The sequence below is a fragment of the Achromobacter sp. FW305-C-28 genome, assembly GCF_058783235.1.
This window is the reverse complement of sequence record NZ_JBYSYL010000001.1, coordinates 47,694-64,901: the sequence shown is the minus strand read 5'-3', so window position 1 is coordinate 64,901 and position 17,208 is coordinate 47,694. Positions and strand designations below refer to the sequence as shown.

Below are 17,208 nucleotides of genomic sequence, written 5' to 3'. Positions count from 1 at the left end.
GCGTTTTGGTCACCTGTTGAATTGACGCCCGACCAGCCCCGGTCTTCTAGCGGCGCGGATGCCGTGGCGTTCGACATGAATGCGCAGCGCCCGATGGGCGGCGCGCGAGACAGTCGTCACGCGCAAGCCAGCCCATGCCGCGCCGCCCATCACCGCCCCCCCCAAAAATAATTGCGTAACCTTAAGAACCCCTACCTCCACCAGCGCGAAGCGCCCCCGCCACACAGTCAGCAACACGAATGCCAAACGTGGCCGCCCGCGCGGCCGCGGCTTGGCGGCCCCGTAGGTTTCATGCCCTGACCACAGGTCCAGCAGCGCGACAAACCGAGACGCACGTAGCCCCTCGCGGGGGTGGCATGCGGGGTGGGCAACCTCGATGCGCCCGAGGGAATCGGAAGGCAGTCGCCGAAGGCGACAACGACGATGACGACGGGGAAGTTCGGAGCGAAGGCTCCGGACCGCAATCGTGGGCGCCCACCCCGCATGCCACCCCCGCGAGGGGCGACCTACGAAGCTCGACGCCCGCCCCAAGAAGCACAGCCCCCCAAAAACCCAAATTAGCGCTCCACCAAATTTCAAGCTAGAATACCGAGTTACCCAATTTCCCCGCCAGCCCAGTATCCGGTTGTGCGGTCGGTTGGAAGCACCGCAAGTTGGACCTTCCAACCGCAAATCCGATTTCCGCAAATTCAACAGGAGAATCAACATGGCTGAACGCAAACGCGTGCGTCGTAACACCCTGGAACGCCGTTGCCTGGGCAAGGCCTTCAAGCGCTTGTTCGTCAAGTCGCCCAAGGGTGTTTTCAAGATGCTGGAAAAGATCAAGCGCGTCTGAATGACCGCTGATTGCCCGGGCTTTGCCTGGGTAGCTTGATCGAAAAATCCCCGCCAGGCGCGAGCCTGACGGGGATTTTCCTTTTGGGGCCGGGATTTCCGAGGCCTAGCGCTTCAGCTTTGCCAGCACCTGCTCTGCCCTGGGCAGCGGATTCACCGCGCCATAACCCAGCGTCGACAGCGCCGCCGCCACGTTCGCATAGCGCACCGCGTCCACCCAGCCGTCGCCCTGACAGCGCCGCGCCAGCAGGCTGCCAGCGAAACAGTCGCCCGCGCCCGTTGCATCCACCGCGTCCACCCGCAGCGCCGCCACCGGCGTGCGGGTCTTGCCGTCGTCGATGATCGAGCCGTCCTTGCCCAGTTTCAGTACCACCACGCCGGTCGCGCCCGCGTCGCGGATCCAGTCCAGCGTGCGTTCCGGGTCGTCGTTGCCGGTCAGGTGCTGCATGTCGTCCATGCTCGGCAAAAACAGGTCCGCATGGCAGAGGGCTTCGCGCAGCGTCGCGCGGGCGCGATCCAGCGGCCATAGGCGCAGGCGCAGGTTCGAATCCAGACTGACCTCGACGCCGGCCGCGCGGGCGCGGGCCATCGCGGCGAAGACGGTATCGCAAGCGCTAGTGCTGATCGCCAGGCTGATGCCCGAGACGTGCAGGAAGCGGGCGCGCTCGATCAGGCCGCCGGCCAGGCTGGCGGGCGTCATCAGGCTGGCGGCCGAGCCGCGACGCAGGTAGCTGAAGGCGTGGCCGTCGGGGCCGTGCTGCACGAAATACAGGCCCGTGTGGGCCGAGGCGTCGACCTCGACGCCCGACGTGTCCACCCCTTCGGCCTGCCACAGCGCCAGGAACTGGGCGCCGAACGTGTCGTCGCCCACCCGCGTCAGGTAGGCGCAGCGCGCGCCCTGACGCGCCGCCGCGATCACCGCGTTGGACGTGTCGCCGCCGAACCCTTGCAGGTATTGCAGCTGGTCCTGGTGGGTCTGGTTCAGTTCGACCAGCGGTTCGCCCAGCGCGACGATATCGAAATCAGCCATGGGAGGCCTCGCGGGTGCGGGTAATCTGCGCCACCAGCGCCGCCGTGTCTCGGGCGGCGAAGGCGGCCTTGTCGTACAGGTTGCTGCCGATGCCGACCAGGCCGGCGCCGGCCGCGAAATAGGTGTTCATGTTTTCGGCCGTAATGCCGCCCGTGGGGCAGAACACCGTGTCCGGGTACACCGACTTCAACGCGGCCAGGTGCTTGGGGCCGCCCGTGTCGGCCGGGAACACCTTGACCACGTCCACGCCCGCGCGGCGTGCGGCCAGCACTTCGGTGGGCGTGAAGGCGCCGAGCAGGCACAGGGCGTCGGCGGCGTGAGCCATATCCACGATGTCCGTGGCCAGGGCGGGCGACACCAGGAAGTCGGCGCCGGCCACCAGGGCCTCGCGCGCCTGTTCTTCATTCAATACCGTGCCCACGCCCAGCAGCAGGCTGGCGCCGTGCTTGTCGCGCAGCGCACGCACCAGGTCGGTCACGCCGGGAATGGTCCAGGTCAGTTCCAACGTGGTGCAGCCGGCGGCCACGGCAACTTCGGCCGCATAGGCGGCGGTGGCGGCGTCGGTGTAGCGCAGCACGGGCACGACCCGGGCGGCCAGCAGGGCGGCGAGCTTTGAAGCAAGGGGAGCAGCGGTCATGGATTTCCTCGGGGACGGGGTCGTTCAGGCGCCGCCGGACGGCACGGGCAGCACGGCGAGTTTGGCTGAGGCGGCATCGCGCAACCGCAGCAGGGGTTCTATATAGGCGGCTTGCGGATCGTCGCGGCGCCGGAACAGCAAGGTGCTGACGCTGACGCAGGCCACCGGCTGGCCGGCGGCGTCGCGCAGCGCCACGCCGTAGCAGGCGATGCCGGGCTCGTTTTCCTCGTTGTCCAGGGCATAGCCGCGCGCGGCGGTGTCGGCCAGCGCCGCGCGCAGGGCCGGCAGCGTCGACAGCGTGCCGGGCATGCGGGATGCCAGCGGCAGGTCGCGTAGCAGGCGTTCGCGCGCCGGCTCGGGCAGCGCCGCCAGGTAGGCCTTGCCCACCGCGCTGGAATGCAGCGCCACGGCCGCGCCCACGCGCGAGGCCATGCGCACCGGGCCGGGGCTTTCGAGTTTGTCGATGTAGATCATTTCGGCGCCGGCCGGCACCGCCAGGTGCACGGTTTCGCCGGTTTCGTCGCGCAGGGCCTGCAAGTCGGCCGACAGCGCGGCGCGCAGGTCGAACTGCGACCAGGCGCGGCTGGCCAAGGCCAGCAGGCGCGGCCCCAGGCGGTAGGCGCCGTCGGTTTCGGCCACCATGCCCTGCTCGGCCAGCGCCGCCACGATGCGGTAGGCGGTGGGCCGGGGATAGCCGCAACTGCGCGCCAGCGCGGCCGCCGTGGGCGGATGCGGGGCGTCGGCCACCGCCTGCAGCACCGTCATGAACTTGGCGAACGCCGCAGCGCCCGCCACCTTGGTTTCCGACACGACCACCCCCATGTTGGGAAGATGCCCAGCGTTAACAATGCTTATGCAGAATGCGCAAGGCAAACCGCGCGAATATCAGACGAATCTGCGATACTGTTTATTTGTACAGCAGCTGAGCGCGTGATTGATCACAGTGAGTGACCACATTGTGGACTCATGCCTCACTATATAGGCAATTATTCCACATCGCCGCGCCCGGAACCAGCGACCGCTCGTCGCCCCGGCGGCCCCCTCCCTCAGGCTACGATACCGTCCATGAGCTCCCAAATCCGCATCGTTGGCGCCCGCCAGAACAATCTCAAGAACCTGGACCTGACCATCGCCACCGGCGAATTGGTTGTCGTGACCGGCGTATCGGGGTCCGGCAAAAGTTCGCTGGCCTTCGACACGCTGTACGCCGAGGGACAGCGCCGCTACGTGGAAACCTTCTCGCCCTATGCGCGCCAGTTCCTGGACCGCATGGACAAGCCGCAGGTGGACCGCATCGAAGGCATTTTGCCGGCCATCGCCATCGACCAGACCAATCCGGTGCGCAGCTCGCGCAGCACGGTCGGCACGATGACCGAGCTGAACGACCACGTGAAGCTGCTGTTCGCGCGCGGCGCCCGGCTGCACTGCCGCGGCTGCGGCAAGGTGGTGCGGCGCGACACGCCCGATTCCATCTACCACTCGCTGGCCGAACGCTCGGCCGTGGCCGGCGATCCGCGCCTGGTGGTGACCTTCCCCATCGCGGTGCCGGCCAACTTCACCGAAGACGAAGTGCGCGGCTTCCTGGAGCAGCAGGGCTACACCCGCGTGCACGCCGAGGAAACCGCCGTGCCGCGCGCCACCGCCGCGGCCAAGGGCGCCAAGAAGGGCAAAGGCAAGGCAAAGGCCGATACCGACGAGCGCCGCATCCTGCATGTCATACAGGACCGTTTCCGCTTTGCCGGCACCGAACGCGAACGCGTAATGGAAGCGCTGGACACCGCCCTGCGCATGGGCGCCGGCCACCTGGCGGTGTACGTGATGGACGCCGAGGGTGCCGATGCGCACATCTGGAAATACAGCGACCGCCTGCACTGCGCCGACTGCAACATCGAATACACCGACCCGCTGCCCAGCAGCTTCTCGTTCAATTCGCCGCTGGGCGCCTGCGAGGCCTGCCGCGGCTTTGGCCGCGTGATCGGCATCGACTTCGGCCTGGTCATCCCCGACGAAAACAAGACCCTGCTGGAAGGCGCCATCAAGCCCTGGACCACGCCGTCGTACAAGGAATGCCAGGACGAGCTGCAGAAGTACGCGCCGCGCGCCGGCATCCCGCTGGGGGTGCCCTGGAAGAGCATGAGCGAAGAGCACAAGCGCTGGGTGCTCTACGGCACGCCCGACTGGAAGGGTGGCAACGACGCCTGGAAGCACCAGTGGTACGGCGTGCAGCGCTTTTTCGATTGGCTCGAGACCAAGTCGTACAAGATGCACGTGCGCGTGCTGCTGTCGAAATACCGCAGCTACACGCCCTGCCCCACCTGCAATGGCGCGCGCCTGAAGCCCGACGCGCTGCTGTGGCGCCTGGGGACCAAGGAGGAAGCCGATGCCGTGCTGCCGCCCGACGACGGCCGCTACAAGCGTTTCATGCCGGTGGGCGCCAACTGGACGCGGCCGCAGCTGGACGCCATGGACGGCCTGTCGGTGCATGACGTCATGCTGCTGCCCATCGAGCGCGTGCGCACCTTCTTCGACAAGCTGTCGTTCTCCGGCGCGCTGGACGCGGCCACCGATCTGCTCATGACCGAAGTGCGCGCTCGCCTGAAGTTCCTGTGCGATGTCGGCCTGGGCTACCTGACGCTGGACCGCCAGAGCCGCACGCTGTCCGGCGGCGAGGTGCAGCGCATCAACCTGACCACCGCGCTGGGCACGTCGCTGGTGAACACGCTGTTCGTGCTGGACGAGCCATCCATCGGCCTGCACCCGCGCGACATGCACCGCGTGGTCGAAGTGATGCACCGGCTGCGCAACGCCGGCAACACGCTGGTGGTGGTGGAACACGATCCGCAGGTCATGGTGGCCGCCGACCGCATCATCGACATCGGCCCCGGCCCGGGCGAGCGCGGCGGCAACATCGTGTTCGACGGCACGCCCGCGCAATTGCGCGCGGCCAACACGCTGACGGGCAACTACCTGGGCGGCCGCCAGCGCGTCGAAGCGCCACGCCCCATGCCGGTCGCGGCCAACACGCCACGCCTGCTGCTCGAAGGCGTCAGCGCGCACAACCTGAAGAACGTCTCGGTCGAACTGCCGCTGGGCCGGCTGGTCTGCGTGACCGGCGTGTCCGGCTCGGGCAAGTCCACGCTGGTGCAGGACGTGCTGTACCCCGCCCTGCTCAAGCAGAAAGGCAAGCCGTCCGAAGCGCCGGGGGCGTTCGAGCGCCTGCTGGGCGCCGAGCAGATCGCCGACGTCGTGATGGTGGACCAGACCCCCATCGGCAAGACCGCGCGGTCCAACCCGGCCAGCTACGTGGGCGCGTTCGACGCGATCCGCAAGCTGTTCGCCCAGGCGCCGCTGGCGCGTGAACGCGCCTACACCGCGGGCACCTTCAGCTTCAACGGCGGCGACGGCCGCTGCCCCACTTGCGGCGGCACCGGCTTCGAACACGTCGAAATGCAGTTCCTGTCCGACGTCTACCTGCGCTGCCCCGACTGCGACGGCAAGCGCTTCCGCCCCGAAGTGCTGGAAGTGCGCGTCGAGCACCTGGGCAAGAGCGCCTCGATCGACGAGGTGCTGGAGATGACCGTCAGCGAGGCGCTGGAATTCTTCAAGGGCCTGCGCGACGTGCAGACAGGCCTGGCGCCGCTGGCCGACGTCGGCCTGGAATACGTGCGGCTGGGGCAACCCGTGCCGACGCTGTCGGGCGGCGAGGCCCAGCGGCTCAAGCTGGCCGGCCATCTGGCCGAGGCCGCGCGCAGCGGCATCTCGACGGCCAAGGTCGCCAAGAAGGGCAGCCTGTTCCTGTTCGACGAACCCACCACCGGCCTGCACTTCGACGACGTGGCGCGCCTGATGCGCGCCTTCCGCAAGCTGCTGGCCGCCGGCCACACGCTGCTGGTCATCGAGCACAACCTGGACGTCATCCGCGCGGCCGACTGGCTGATCGACCTGGGCCCCGAAGGCGGCGACGCCGGCGGCCTGGTGCTGGGCGTGGGCACGCCGCAGGACCTGATGGCCAACCCCGCCTCGCACACCGGCGCGGCGCTGCGCGACTACGAAGTGAGCATCCTGCCGGCCGATGTGGTGGTGACCAGCGACGCCGACGCGCAAGAAGTCGAGCAAGCCGGCCTGACCGCCCGCATCGCCGAACCGGCCGCCGCCTATGGCGCCGGCGAAGGCACGCCGCTGCAGTCGGTGATGCGCAAGCGCCGCCAGGACAACATGTCCATCGAGATCCGCAACGCGCGCGAGCACAACCTGAAGAACATCAGCGTCGAGATTCCGCGCGACAAGTTCACGGTGATCACCGGCGTGTCGGGTTCGGGCAAGTCGACCCTGGCCTTCGACATCCTGTTCAACGAAGGCCAGCGCCGCTACCTGGAATCGCTCAACGCCTACGCCCGCGCCATCGTGCAGCCGGCCGGCAAGCCGGACGTGGACGCCATCTTCGGCATTCCGCCCACGGTGGCGATCGAACAGCGCACCAGCCGCGGCGGCCGCAAGTCGACCGTGGCCACGATGACCGAGATCCATCACTTCCTGCGCCTGCTGTACGTGAAACTGGGCACGCAATACTGCCCCGACTGCAACGTGGCGGTGGAACCGCAGAATGCCGACCAGATCGTGGCGCGCCTGCTGCGCGACCACAAGGGCGAGCACATCGGCCTCCTGGCGCCGCTGGTCACCGCGCGCAAGGGCTACTACACCGACCTGGCCAAGTGGGCCGGGTCCAAAGGCCACACGCACCTGCGCGTCGACGGCGAATTCATTGCCGTCGCGCCGTGGCCGCGCCTGGACCGCTACAAGGAACACACCATCGAACTGCCGGTGGCCGACGTGGTGGTGGACCCCGCCAACGAGGCCGACCTGCGCGCCGCGGTCAAGAGCGCATTGGAAAACGGCCAGGGCGTGATGTCGGTGGTGTGGCCCGTGAACAAGCTGCACGAAGCGCTGAACAGCGAATTGCAGCAGCAGCACTTCTCGGTCAAGCGCGCCTGCCCGTCTTGCGGCACCAGCTTCCCCGAACCCGATCCGCGCCTGTTCTCGTACAACTCCAAGCACGGCTGGTGCACCGGCTGCTTCGGCACCGGCCTGCAACTGCAAGGCTTCGACGAAGAACAGACCGGCGAGGAAACCGCCTGGAACGCCTGGTACGAAGGCGAGGCCAAGGCCTGCACCCAGTGCGACGGCCAGCGCCTGAACCGGGTCGCCCGCGCGGTGCGCTGGCGCGACAAATCCATCGCCGAACTGGCCTCGCTGCCGGTGTCGGACGCGCATACCTTCTTTACGGGCCTCGTGGCGCGCGGCCGCGAAGGCGAGATCGCCCGCGACATCCTGACCGAAATTCGCGGCCGCCTGAATTTCATGCAGGAAGTGGGCCTGAACTACCTGGCGCTGGACCGCGCCGCGCCGACGCTGTCGGGCGGCGAAGCGCAGCGCATCCGCCTGGCGGCGCAGCTGGGGTCCAACCTGCAGGGCGTCTGCTACGTGCTTGACGAACCCACCATCGGCCTGCACCCGCGCGACAACCGCATCCTGCTGGACGCGCTGGCGCGCCTGGAAGGCAACGGCAACACGCTGGTGGTGGTCGAGCACGATGACGACACCATCCGCCGCGCCTCGCACATCATCGACATCGGCCCCGGCGCCGGCATCCGCGGCGGCCGCGTGGTCGCCCAGGGCACCGCACAGGACCTGATCGACGCCCCCGAATCCGTCACTGGCCGCTACCTGGCCAAGCCGCTGCAGCATCCGCTGCAGGGCCGCCGCCCGGTCGAGGCCGACACGCCCATGATCGAAATCAAGGGCGCGCGCCTGCACAACCTGCGCAGCGTCGACGCCAAGATCCCGGTGGGCCGCTTGAGCGTCGTCACCGGCGTGTCGGGCTCGGGCAAGTCGACCCTGGCGCGCGAAGTGCTGCTGGACAACCTGATGCAGGCCGTCTCGCAGGGCAAGGCGCCCGGCTGGGCCGGCTGCGAAAGCATCAAGGGCTGGGAAGCGATCGACCGCGTGCTGGAAGTGGACCAGACCCCCATCGGCAAGACGCCGCGCTCGTGCCCGGCCACCTACGTCGGGTTCTGGGACGACGTGCGCAAGCAATTCGCCGATACCCGCGAGGCCCGCATGCGCGGCTGGACGGCGGCGCGCTTCTCGTTCAATACCGGCGACGGCCGCTGCCCGATCTGCGAAGGCCAGGGCATGCGCACCATCGAAATGAACTTCCTGCCCGACGTGAAGGTGCCGTGCGATGCCTGCAACGGCGCGCGCTTCAACAACGACACGCTCAGCGTGCAGATGCGCGGCAAGAACGCAGGCGAATTGCTGGCCATGGAAGTGGACGACGCCATCGGCTATTTCGCGGCGCACCCGAAGATCCACCGCCCCCTGCAACTGATGCAGGACGTCGGCCTGGGCTACCTGACGCTGGGGCAGCCGTCGCCCACGCTGTCCGGCGGCGAGGCCCAGCGCATCAAGCTGGTGACCGAGCTGTCCAAGGCGCGCCTGACCGACGGCCTGATCAAGACCGGCCGCGCCTCGCGCATTCCTCACACGCTGTACGTGCTGGACGAACCGACGGTGGGCCTGTCGATGGCCGACGTGGAAAAGCTGATCCACGTGCTGCATCGCCTGGTCGAAGCCGGCAACACCGTGGTGGTCATCGAGCATAATCTCGACGTCATCGCCGAAGCCGACTGGCTGCTGGACCTGGGCCCCGAAGGCGGCACGGGCGGCGGCAAGCTGGTGGGCCAGGGATCGCCGGAACACGTCATGGCCCAAAGCGCCCAATCGCACACCGGACGGGTCCTGGCGGAGTTCCTCGCACAACAATAAAGAGCGTCATGCATTGTCGTTTTGAAGACCGGCTGGCCGGCCGCGCCCTGCGGCTGGACGGCCTGCTGGCCCGTATCGAGGCGCGCGCGGCGGCCGAGGTCGGCCCCGCGCTGGCCGCCATCGACGCGGCCCGCCGCCAGGGCCATTGGGTGGCCCTGCTGCTGGATTACGAACTGGGGGAATGGCTGCTGCCCGAGGCTACCCGGCCCGCGCCCGCCGGCCCCTGGACGCCGCCGCGCGACGACGGCGCGGCGCGCCTGACCGCGCTGGTGTTCGAACACAAGACCGACGAAACGCCGTGGGACGCCCCCGCGGCCGACAGCGCCCCCGCCGCCCTCAGCATTCCGGCGCCGCGCATGCTGGAAGCCGACTACGTGCGCCAGATCGACGCCATACGCGGCCTGATCGCCGACGGCGAGCTCTACCAGGTCAACTACACCCAGCCGCTGGACCTGCAATACCAGGGCGACGCGGCCACGCTGTACCGCCGCATCGCCGCGCGCAATCCCGTCGCGCACGCCGCCTTCATCCAGGACGGCGCACGCACGGTGCTGTCGTTTTCGCCCGAATTGTTCGTGGCCCGCCGCGGCCCGCAGCTGACCACCCGGCCCATGAAAGGCACGGCGCCGCGCCACGCCGACCCGGCCGAAGACGCCCGGCTGGGCCAGGCGCTGCTGGCCAGCGACAAGAACCGCGCCGAAAACCTGATGATCGTCGACCTGCTGCGCAACGACCTGGGCCGCCTGGCCGAGCCGGGTTCGGTCAAGGTCGATGCCCTGTTCTCGCTGGAACGCTATCCCACCGTCTGGACCATGACGTCGACCGTGTCGGCCCAGGCCCCCGGCGCCACGCTGGAAGACGTGCTGCGCGCGCTGTTCCCGTGCGGCTCGATCACCGGCGCGCCCAAGGTGGCCGCCATGCGCCGCATCCGCCAGATGGAAGCGGCGCCGCGCGGCCTGTACTGCGGCAGCATCGGCTGGCTGGCGCCGGACGGCGATTTTTCGCTGAACGTGGCGATCCGCACGCTGGTGCTGGATGCCGCGGGCCACGGGGTCTACAGCGTGGGCGGCGGCATCGTCCACGATTCGGACCCCGCCGAGGAATGGCAGGAATGCCACTGGAAGGCCCGCATCTTGCGCGCCTGAATGCGCAAGCGACGCGGGCAGAGTAGGATAGAGCGCGGCCCCGCCCGCCGCTGTCCGCCGCTATCCGCCGTTACCCAGGAGCCCCCATGCAACCCGAACTGATCGAGACCATCCTGGTCGATGCCGAGCGCCGCGTGCCGCTCTTGACGCGCCATCTGCAACGGCTGGAACAGTCCTGCAAGGCGCTGGGCTACACCTGGGGCGGGCGCAAGGTCGAAAGCGACATCATGATCGCGGCGCTCAGCCTGGTCACGCCGGGCGCGCACCGCCTGCGCCTGCTGGTCGCGCGCGACGGCAGCCGCCACATCCAGACGGCCGTGCTGCCGCCCCTGCCCGCCGTGCAGGAGATCATGCTGGCACCCGAGGCGCTGCGCTCGTCCGAACCGCTCTTGCGCTACAAGACCACCTACCGGCCCTGGTACACCAAGACCATCGAATGGCTGCCCGCGCATCCGCATATTTTCGACCTGGTCTACCTGAACGAGCGCGGCGAGCTGTGCGAGGGCAGCCGCAGCAACGTCTACCTGCGGCTGGACGGCGACTGGTACACCCCGCCGGTGGACAGCGGCTGCCTGCCCGGCGTGCAACGCGGCGAATTGTTGGATAACGGCAACGTGACCGAACGGGTGCTGACCCTGGCCGACCTGCACGCCGCCGACGAGATCCGCCTGTCCAACGCCCTGCGCGGTTGGTTCGACGTGACGCTGCGCGAAGCCTGACGCCGCGGGGCGCGTCAATTGGCCCTAATCCGCGAACTGCTCCACCACCACCTGCCGCAGCCATTGATTGGCTGGCTCGCGGTGGTTGCGCGCGTGCCAGAACACGTTGATGACGGACTCCGGGATCTTCACCGGACAGGGCGCGGTGGCCAGGCCGAACGGCCTGCAGGCGCAGTCTGCGAAGCGCTGCGGCACCACCGCGATCATGTCGGTGGTCTGCAGCACCGGCCCCACCGCCATGAAATGGGGCACCGTCAACCGCAGGCGGCGGCGGATGCCTGCCCGCTCGATGACCTGGTCCACCACGCCGTGCCCGGTGCCTTCGGACACGATGGCCACGTGCTCGGCCGCGCGGAACTGCCGCGCCGACACGCCGCCGTGCGCCAGCGGATGGTCCTGCCGGAAGATGCACACATAGGGCTGGCGGAACAAGCGCCGCTGAAAGAAGCCCTGCTTCAGCCCCGGCAAGAATCCCATCGCCAGGTCGATGCGGCCGCGTTCCATTTCGTCCTTCACGTCGATCGACGTCGTGCGCACGGTACGGATGGTGACGCCCGGCGCCGCCGCATCCAGCGCCCGCATCAGCCGCGGCAGAAAATAGGTTTCACCCACGTCGTTGACCCCTATGACGAAGGCCCTTTCGCTCTGCGCCGGATCAAACGAGGTCCGCGCATTCAGCGTGCCGTGCAAGGCGCCCAGCGCATCGGCGATGGGCTGCGCCAGCGCCTCGGCATACGGCGTGGGCACCATGCCGCGCGAGGTCCGCAGGAACAGCTCGTCGCCCAGCAGCTTGCGCAACCGGCCCAGCGCGTTGCTGACCCCAGGCTGCGAAATGCCCAGGTTGCGCGCCACCGTCGACACCCGGCCGTGCTTGCATAACTCGTTGAAGACGACCAGCAGGTTCAGGTCCATGTCTTGCAGGTTCATGCTTGTCTCCACCAATATTGATTTTGGTGATTGTTGTCATAATCCAGATTCTATTTATTTATTTCACGCCCGGGTCGAAGATGCAACAAACGCCGCGCCCATGTCGCGTGGCCCCTGCCCGGCCGCACGGCGGCCACGGATGAAGGAGACAAATCATGCAAGCCTGGCCGGCCGACGGCACCCACCGCATTCCCTTCGGCGTCTACACCGACGCCGCCGTGCATCAAAAGGAACTGGACCGCTTCTTCTACCAAGGCCACTGGAACTACGTCGGCCTGGAAGCCGAAATCCCCCATCCCGGCGACTTCAAGCGCAGCGTCGTGGGCGAGCGCTCCGTCATCCTGCTGCGCGACAACGACGGCCAGGTGCGGGTGGTGGAAAACGTCTGTGCGCACCGCGGCGTGCAGTTCTGCCGCGAACGCTCAGGCAACCGCAGCGAATTCGTCTGCCCCTACCATCAGTGGAATTACGACCTGCAGGGCAACCTGATCGGCGTGCCCTTTCGCCGCGGCGTCAAGCAGGACGGCCGCGTCAACGGCGGCATGCCGCCGGATTTCAAGCCCGAGGAACACGGCCTGACCAAACTGGCCGTAGCCTGTCGCAACGGCGTCGTCTTCGCCTCGTTCGACCACGCCGTCGAACCCCTGGAAGACTACCTGGGCCCCGACATCCTGCACTACTTCGACCGCGTCTTCGACGGCCGACAATTGGTGATCCATGGCTACAGCCGCCAGCGCATCCCCGGCAACTGGAAGCTGATGCAGGAGAACATCAAGGACCCCTACCACCCCGGCCTGCTCCACACCTGGTTCGTCACCTTCGGCCTGTGGCGGGCCGACAACCGCTCCGAACTGAAGATGGACCGCCACTTCCGCCACGCCGCCATGATCTCGACGCGCGGCCAGGGCGGCAAGGGCAGTGTCACCAGCGGCGTATCCAGCTTCAAGGAACAGATGTCGCTGAACGACGACCGCTTCCTGGACATCGTGCCCGAACCCTGGTGGAACGGCCCCACGGCGGTGCTGATGACGCTGTTTCCCAGCGTCATCATCCAGCAGCAGGTCAATTCACTGTCGACCCGCCACATCCAGCCCGTCGGCCACGACGCCTTCGATTTCGTCTGGACGCACTTCGGCTTCGCCGACGACACGCCCGAGATGACCCAGCGCCGCCTGCGCCAGGCCAACCTGTTCGGCCCCGCCGGTTTCGTATCGGCGGACGACGGCGAGGTGATCGAGTTTTCGCAGTCCGGCTTCCAGCAAAAGCCCTGGCACCGCAGCGTGGCCGAACTGGGCGGCAAGACCGCCGAGAACACCGACCACATGGTGACCGAAACGCTGATCCGCGGCATGTACGCCTACTGGCGCCGCGTGATGGAAACGGAGGCCTGAAAAATGCTGGACTTTCCCCTCTATTACGCGCTGACCCGCCTGTACACCGACTACGCCGCCGTGCTGGACGCCGAACAATGGGACCAGTGGCCGGACTTCTTCCTGGAAGACTGCACCTACAAAGTCCTGCCCCGCGAGAACCACGAGCGCGGCTACCCCCTGGCCACGATGTCCTTCGAAAGCCGCGGCATGCTGCGCGACCGCATCTACGGCGCCACCGACACGATCTTCCATGACCCCTACTACCAGCGCCATGTCGTCGGCGCGCCCCGGGTCCTGTCGGCCGTCGGCGACCGGATCGAATCCGAAGCCAACTACGCCATCTTCCGCACCAAGCCCAACCAGCTGACGACCGTCTTCAACGTAGGCCGCTACCTGGACGTCATCCGCCAGACCCCGGATGGCCTGAAATTCGAATCAAGACTGTGCATCTTCGACAGCGAGCTGATCCCGAATTCGTTGATCTATCCCATCTGACAGAACAGACACACCATGACAACCCAATGGATCAAGGCCATCCCGCTGGCCGACGTACCGGAAGAAGACATCATCGCCGTCCAAGCCGGCGACCACGAAATCGCGCTCTACGGCGTCGAAGGCACCGTCTACGCCACCGCCAACCTCTGTACCCACGGCAACGCCCGCCTGTGCGACGGCTTCCTGACCGGCCACGAAATCGAATGCCCGCTGCACCAGGGCCGCTTCGACATCAGAGACGGCCGTGCGCTGTGTTCGCCGCTACGCGACAACCTGGCAACCTACCCCGTCAGAATCGAAAATGGCATGGTGTTCGTGGCGCTGTAGCAGCTCAGCCCAACGCCAAGCGCAAGGCCTCATTGGCCGCCGCCATCCCCATGGCGGCCGTCACGGTCACGACAGACCCATACCCCGCACAAGACAACCCTTGCGGCGCAGCCGCTTGCGCGGCCACCCCCATGTCGTCTTCCATCTCGCCCGCCCGCGTCCATTCATCCGGCAAGATCGCCGGCTGATCGAACCACAACGCATGCACCCCCATCTTGGGCACCCGCTTCAAGGCCTTGCCGTTCTTGTCCGACGCCCGAGGAAACCCATGCTCACGCCGCAGCTTGTTGCGCAACTTGGACAACAAGGCATCATTGACCGCCGCCGACAGATCCCCTGCCCGCAGGGCCAGCGGATCCGTCTTGCCCCCCGCTCCACCACACAGCAACATGGGCACACCCAACGCCCGCGCATGCAAGATCATCGCAATCTTGGCCGCCGCCTGATCGGTACAGTCAATGATGACGGTATAGGGCCCAGGCAAGACCTCGCCCACATTCTCAGGCGACACAAAGTCATCCACCCGCGTCAACCGGCAAGCCGGATTGATCCCCAACACCCGCTCGGCCATGGCATCCACCTTGGACTGCCCCACGGTATCCGTCAGCGCATGAATCTGCCGATTGACGTTGGACTCCGCAATATGGTCCAGATCAATCAGGGTCAACGCCCCAATGCCGCAACGCGCAAGCGCTTCCACCGTCCACGAGCCAACGCCACCCAGGCCGGCAACGGCAATGTGCGCGTCTTGAAAACGTCTGGGAGCGTCGGGGCCGTACAGGCGTGACAGGCTGGAGAAGCGGCGGTCGAGATCGACGGAATCGAGGGTGTTCATGAAAGATATTTTATATGGCCGCCAAACCCGCCCCATGCCGGCCAAGCGGAGGGCCTTGCGAGGAATACCCACCATCCGCGCAATCCAATGCCATGCCCCCCACTCATGCCCTTCTATCGGCGCGGATGCCGTGGCGTTCAACATGAATGTGCAGCGCCCGATGGGCGGGCGCGCGAGACAGTCAGCATGCGCAAGCCAGTGCCTGCTCGCGCCGCCCATCACCGCCCCACCCCCACGACGTGCGAACCACTAGAAAACAACTCTCCACCAGCGCGAAGCGCCACCGCCACACAGTCAGCCACACGAATGCCAAACGTGGCCGCCCGCGCGGCCGCGGCTTGGCGACCCTGTGAGTTCCATTCCCCGACCACAGGTCTAGCAGCACAACAAACCCAGACACTCGTAGCCCCTTGCGGCGGCGGCATGCGCAGTGGGCAACCTCGATGCGCCCGAGGGAATTCGAAGGGAGCCGAAGGCGGACGAGAATGACGAAGGGGCAGTCCGGAGCGAAGGCTCCGGACCGCAATCGTGGGCGCCCACTGCGCATGCCGCCGCCGCAAGGGGCGACCTACAAAGAGCCACCCTCACGCCACCAACAATATCCCATCAAACCAAAAACCACAAAAGTAGAAAACCTACTCCACATTCGTAGCAACAACAGAATCATCCCCACCGAGCGCCTGATAAACCTTCACCTGATTCACCAACCGATTCAACACATTCTCATCCCGAGCAATCTCCGCCCCCCGCCGCTTCTCCTGCGCATCCAACCAGAACCGCAACGACACAGACCCTGCCCGATACCGGACTTCGTACAGCCGCTCAGCCTCCCGAGCCGCCTTCAAAGAAGCCTCAAGCTGCTCCCCCTGCACCCGCAACTGCGTCCGATTCGACAACGCATTTTCCACATCCGCCATCGCCTGATAAAGAGATTGCCTGAACGTCACCACCAACTCATCGAACTCCGTGCGCGATACTTTCAGATTCAGCCCCAGCCGGTTCCACTGCAAGAATGGCAGCGTCACCGCCGTCGTCAGCGCCCCCACCGGATTTTGCAGAATGTTCGACAGCGTCGGGCTGCTCGTTCCCAACGAGCCCGTCAGCGTCAGCGTCGGATAGAAACTTGCCCGCGCCGCGTCCACATTCGACAGCGCCTCGCGCAGCCGAAGTTCCGCCGCCCGCAGATCCGGCCGGCGTCCCAGCAGCTCCGCCGGCACGCCTGCCCGCGCCTCGGGCAACGGATATTGCGGAAGCCGCGGCGGATCTGCCATCGTGCGGTCCGGCGGGCCGTCGAACAGAATCGTCAACGCATTCACGTATTCCACACGTTGCTGCACCAGCAGCGCGTGCGCCGCCTGCTGGCTCGCCACCGTCTGCTCCGCTTCCGCCATCTCCAGCGCCGACGCCCCGCCCGCCGCATATTGCGCCCGCACCAGGTCCTGCGTCCGGCGTGCATACGCAATGCTTTCCAGGCTGCTCGCAATGCGTTGATTGATGAACGCCGTCTGCCAATACAGCGTCGCCGTCGTGCCCACCAGCGACAGCGCCGAACTCTGGCGGTCCTGCTCGCTGGCCAGCGCCTCCCAGTCGGCCGCATCGCGCTGGCGCGACAGCTTGCCCCACAGGTCCACCTCGTAGCCGATCGACAGCTCCGTGCCGTTAGTGCGAGTAATCGCGCGGTCGCCGTAGAAATTGCGTGAGCGGGTCACGCTGGCGTTGCCCGTCAGTTGCGGAATCAGCTGATCTTCCGCCAGGCCCGCCTGGTATTGCGCGCGGCGCACCCGGATCGCGGCCGCGGCCAGGTCGTTGTTGCGCGCCAGCGCGCCTTCGACCAGCCCGTTCAACACCGGGTCATTGAAATTGCGCCACCACGCCCCGCCCACCGCCAGCGCCGCGGCCGGCGCCATCGGGGCTGCCGCATCGGACGCATAGGTCCAGGCCGCCGGGGCGCGCGTCTCGGGCGCCTGGTACTCGGTCTTGAGCAGGCCGCCACAGCCCGACAGGGCCAGCGCCAAGGCCAGCGCGGCGGGTTTGTAGATCAGGGAAACTGCTTTCATCGTC

Annotated in this window: 13 protein-coding genes; 7 read left to right on the top strand and 6 right to left on the bottom strand. The window is 67.1% G+C overall.

Annotated elements, in window-relative coordinates:
- The first annotated feature begins 706 nt into the window (after nucleotides 1-706).
- Nucleotides 707-835 (top strand): hypothetical protein, encoded by a 129-nt coding sequence (locus tag AC3WMR_RS00280; protein ID WP_006226408.1) that lies wholly within the window; start codon nucleotides 707-709, stop codon nucleotides 833-835.
- Nucleotides 836-940: 105 nt separating this feature from the next.
- Here AC3WMR_RS00280 and AC3WMR_RS00275 read toward each other — a convergent pair whose 3' ends face one another.
- Genes AC3WMR_RS00275 through AC3WMR_RS00265 form a run of 3 tightly spaced genes read right to left on the bottom strand, consistent with a single transcriptional unit; the run spans nucleotide 941 to nucleotide 3,323 of the window.
- A complete protein-coding gene (locus AC3WMR_RS00275) occupies nucleotides 941-1,864 on the bottom strand; it encodes a sugar kinase (RefSeq protein ID WP_492262214.1) in 924 nt (307 codons plus the stop codon).
- A complete protein-coding gene (locus AC3WMR_RS00270; protein WP_492262213.1) occupies nucleotides 1,857-2,501 on the bottom strand; it encodes a bifunctional 4-hydroxy-2-oxoglutarate aldolase/2-dehydro-3-deoxy-phosphogluconate aldolase in 645 nt (214 codons plus the stop codon). Before AC3WMR_RS00270 ends, AC3WMR_RS00275 begins: the two co-directional genes overlap by 8 nt.
- Nucleotides 2,502-2,525: 24 nt before the next feature.
- Nucleotides 2,526-3,323, bottom strand: coding sequence for an IclR family transcriptional regulator (locus AC3WMR_RS00265; RefSeq protein ID WP_492262212.1), 798 nt, complete (start codon nucleotides 3,321-3,323; stop codon nucleotides 2,526-2,528).
- Between the two features lie 243 nt (nucleotides 3,324-3,566).
- Here AC3WMR_RS00265 and uvrA point away from each other — a divergent pair, with 243 nt between their 5' ends.
- From uvrA to AC3WMR_RS00250, 3 genes are all read left to right on the top strand, one after another.
- The gene (uvrA, locus tag AC3WMR_RS00260; RefSeq protein ID WP_492262211.1) at nucleotides 3,567-9,326 is read left to right on the top strand and encodes an excinuclease ABC subunit UvrA; all 5,760 of its coding nucleotides are present in this window, start codon (nucleotides 3,567-3,569) and stop codon (nucleotides 9,324-9,326) included.
- An 8-nt stretch (nucleotides 9,327-9,334) separates the two neighbouring features.
- Entirely contained in the window at nucleotides 9,335-10,471 is a 1,137-nt protein-coding gene (locus AC3WMR_RS00255) for an aminodeoxychorismate synthase component I (protein WP_492262210.1), read from the top strand.
- A gap of 86 nt (nucleotides 10,472-10,557) precedes the next feature.
- Complete coding sequence (locus AC3WMR_RS00250) at nucleotides 10,558-11,190, top strand: aminotransferase class IV family protein (RefSeq protein WP_492262209.1); 633 nt, start codon at nucleotides 10,558-10,560, stop codon at nucleotides 11,188-11,190.
- 24 nt (nucleotides 11,191-11,214) lie between these two features.
- Here the strand turns inward: AC3WMR_RS00250 and AC3WMR_RS00245 are convergent, their stop codons facing one another.
- On the bottom strand, nucleotides 11,215-12,117 hold the full coding sequence (locus tag AC3WMR_RS00245) for a LysR family transcriptional regulator (RefSeq protein ID WP_492262208.1): 903 nt from the start codon (nucleotides 12,115-12,117) through the stop codon (nucleotides 11,215-11,217).
- A gap of 155 nt (nucleotides 12,118-12,272) precedes the next feature.
- Between AC3WMR_RS00245 and AC3WMR_RS00240 the strand changes: the two genes are divergently transcribed.
- Genes AC3WMR_RS00240 through AC3WMR_RS00230 form a run of 3 tightly spaced genes read left to right on the top strand, consistent with a single transcriptional unit; the run spans nucleotide 12,273 to nucleotide 14,312 of the window.
- A complete protein-coding gene (locus AC3WMR_RS00240; RefSeq protein ID WP_492262207.1) occupies nucleotides 12,273-13,508 on the top strand; it encodes an aromatic ring-hydroxylating dioxygenase subunit alpha in 1,236 nt (411 codons plus the stop codon).
- A gap of 3 nt (nucleotides 13,509-13,511) precedes the next feature.
- Nucleotides 13,512-13,985 carry an aromatic-ring-hydroxylating dioxygenase subunit beta gene (locus tag AC3WMR_RS00235; RefSeq protein ID WP_492262206.1) on the top strand — a complete coding sequence of 158 codons (474 nt, stop codon included), beginning with the start codon at nucleotides 13,512-13,514 and terminating at the stop codon, nucleotides 13,983-13,985.
- 15 nt (nucleotides 13,986-14,000) lie between these two features.
- Nucleotides 14,001-14,312 (top strand): non-heme iron oxygenase ferredoxin subunit, encoded by a 312-nt coding sequence (locus AC3WMR_RS00230; RefSeq protein ID WP_492262205.1) that lies wholly within the window; start codon nucleotides 14,001-14,003, stop codon nucleotides 14,310-14,312.
- Nucleotides 14,313-14,316: 4 nt separating this feature from the next.
- Here AC3WMR_RS00230 and AC3WMR_RS00225 read toward each other — a convergent pair whose 3' ends face one another.
- Both AC3WMR_RS00225 and AC3WMR_RS00220 read right to left on the bottom strand, forming a co-directional pair.
- Nucleotides 14,317-15,147: a tRNA threonylcarbamoyladenosine dehydratase gene (locus AC3WMR_RS00225; RefSeq protein WP_199168079.1), complete on the bottom strand. Its 831-nt coding sequence runs from the start codon at nucleotides 15,145-15,147 to the stop codon at nucleotides 14,317-14,319.
- A gap of 635 nt (nucleotides 15,148-15,782) precedes the next feature.
- Nucleotides 15,783-17,204 carry an efflux transporter outer membrane subunit gene (locus AC3WMR_RS00220; protein ID WP_492262204.1) on the bottom strand — a complete coding sequence of 474 codons (1,422 nt, stop codon included), beginning with the start codon at nucleotides 17,202-17,204 and terminating at the stop codon, nucleotides 15,783-15,785.
- Nucleotides 17,205-17,208 lie beyond the last annotated feature (4 nt).

Coding starts and splice junctions, on each gene's coding strand:
- AC3WMR_RS00280 (WP_006226408.1), top strand. CDS start 707: ATGGCTGAACGCAAACGCGTGCGTCGTAACACCCTGGAACGCCGTTGC.
- AC3WMR_RS00275 (WP_492262214.1), bottom strand. CDS start 1,864: ATGGCTGATTTCGATATCGTCGCGCTGGGCGAACCGCTGGTCGAACTG.
- AC3WMR_RS00270 (WP_492262213.1), bottom strand. CDS start 2,501: ATGACCGCTGCTCCCCTTGCTTCAAAGCTCGCCGCCCTGCTGGCCGCC.
- AC3WMR_RS00265 (WP_492262212.1), bottom strand. CDS start 3,323: ATGGGGGTGGTCGTGTCGGAAACCAAGGTGGCGGGCGCTGCGGCGTTC.
- uvrA (WP_492262211.1), top strand. CDS start 3,567: ATGAGCTCCCAAATCCGCATCGTTGGCGCCCGCCAGAACAATCTCAAG.
- AC3WMR_RS00255 (WP_492262210.1), top strand. CDS start 9,335: ATGCATTGTCGTTTTGAAGACCGGCTGGCCGGCCGCGCCCTGCGGCTG.
- AC3WMR_RS00250 (WP_492262209.1), top strand. CDS start 10,558: ATGCAACCCGAACTGATCGAGACCATCCTGGTCGATGCCGAGCGCCGC.
- AC3WMR_RS00245 (WP_492262208.1), bottom strand. CDS start 12,117: ATGAACCTGCAAGACATGGACCTGAACCTGCTGGTCGTCTTCAACGAG.
- AC3WMR_RS00240 (WP_492262207.1), top strand. CDS start 12,273: ATGCAAGCCTGGCCGGCCGACGGCACCCACCGCATTCCCTTCGGCGTC.
- AC3WMR_RS00235 (WP_492262206.1), top strand. CDS start 13,512: ATGCTGGACTTTCCCCTCTATTACGCGCTGACCCGCCTGTACACCGAC.
- AC3WMR_RS00230 (WP_492262205.1), top strand. CDS start 14,001: ATGACAACCCAATGGATCAAGGCCATCCCGCTGGCCGACGTACCGGAA.
- AC3WMR_RS00225 (WP_199168079.1), bottom strand. CDS start 15,147: ATGAACACCCTCGATTCCGTCGATCTCGACCGCCGCTTCTCCAGCCTG.
- AC3WMR_RS00220 (WP_492262204.1), bottom strand. CDS start 17,204: ATGAAAGCAGTTTCCCTGATCTACAAACCCGCCGCGCTGGCCTTGGCG.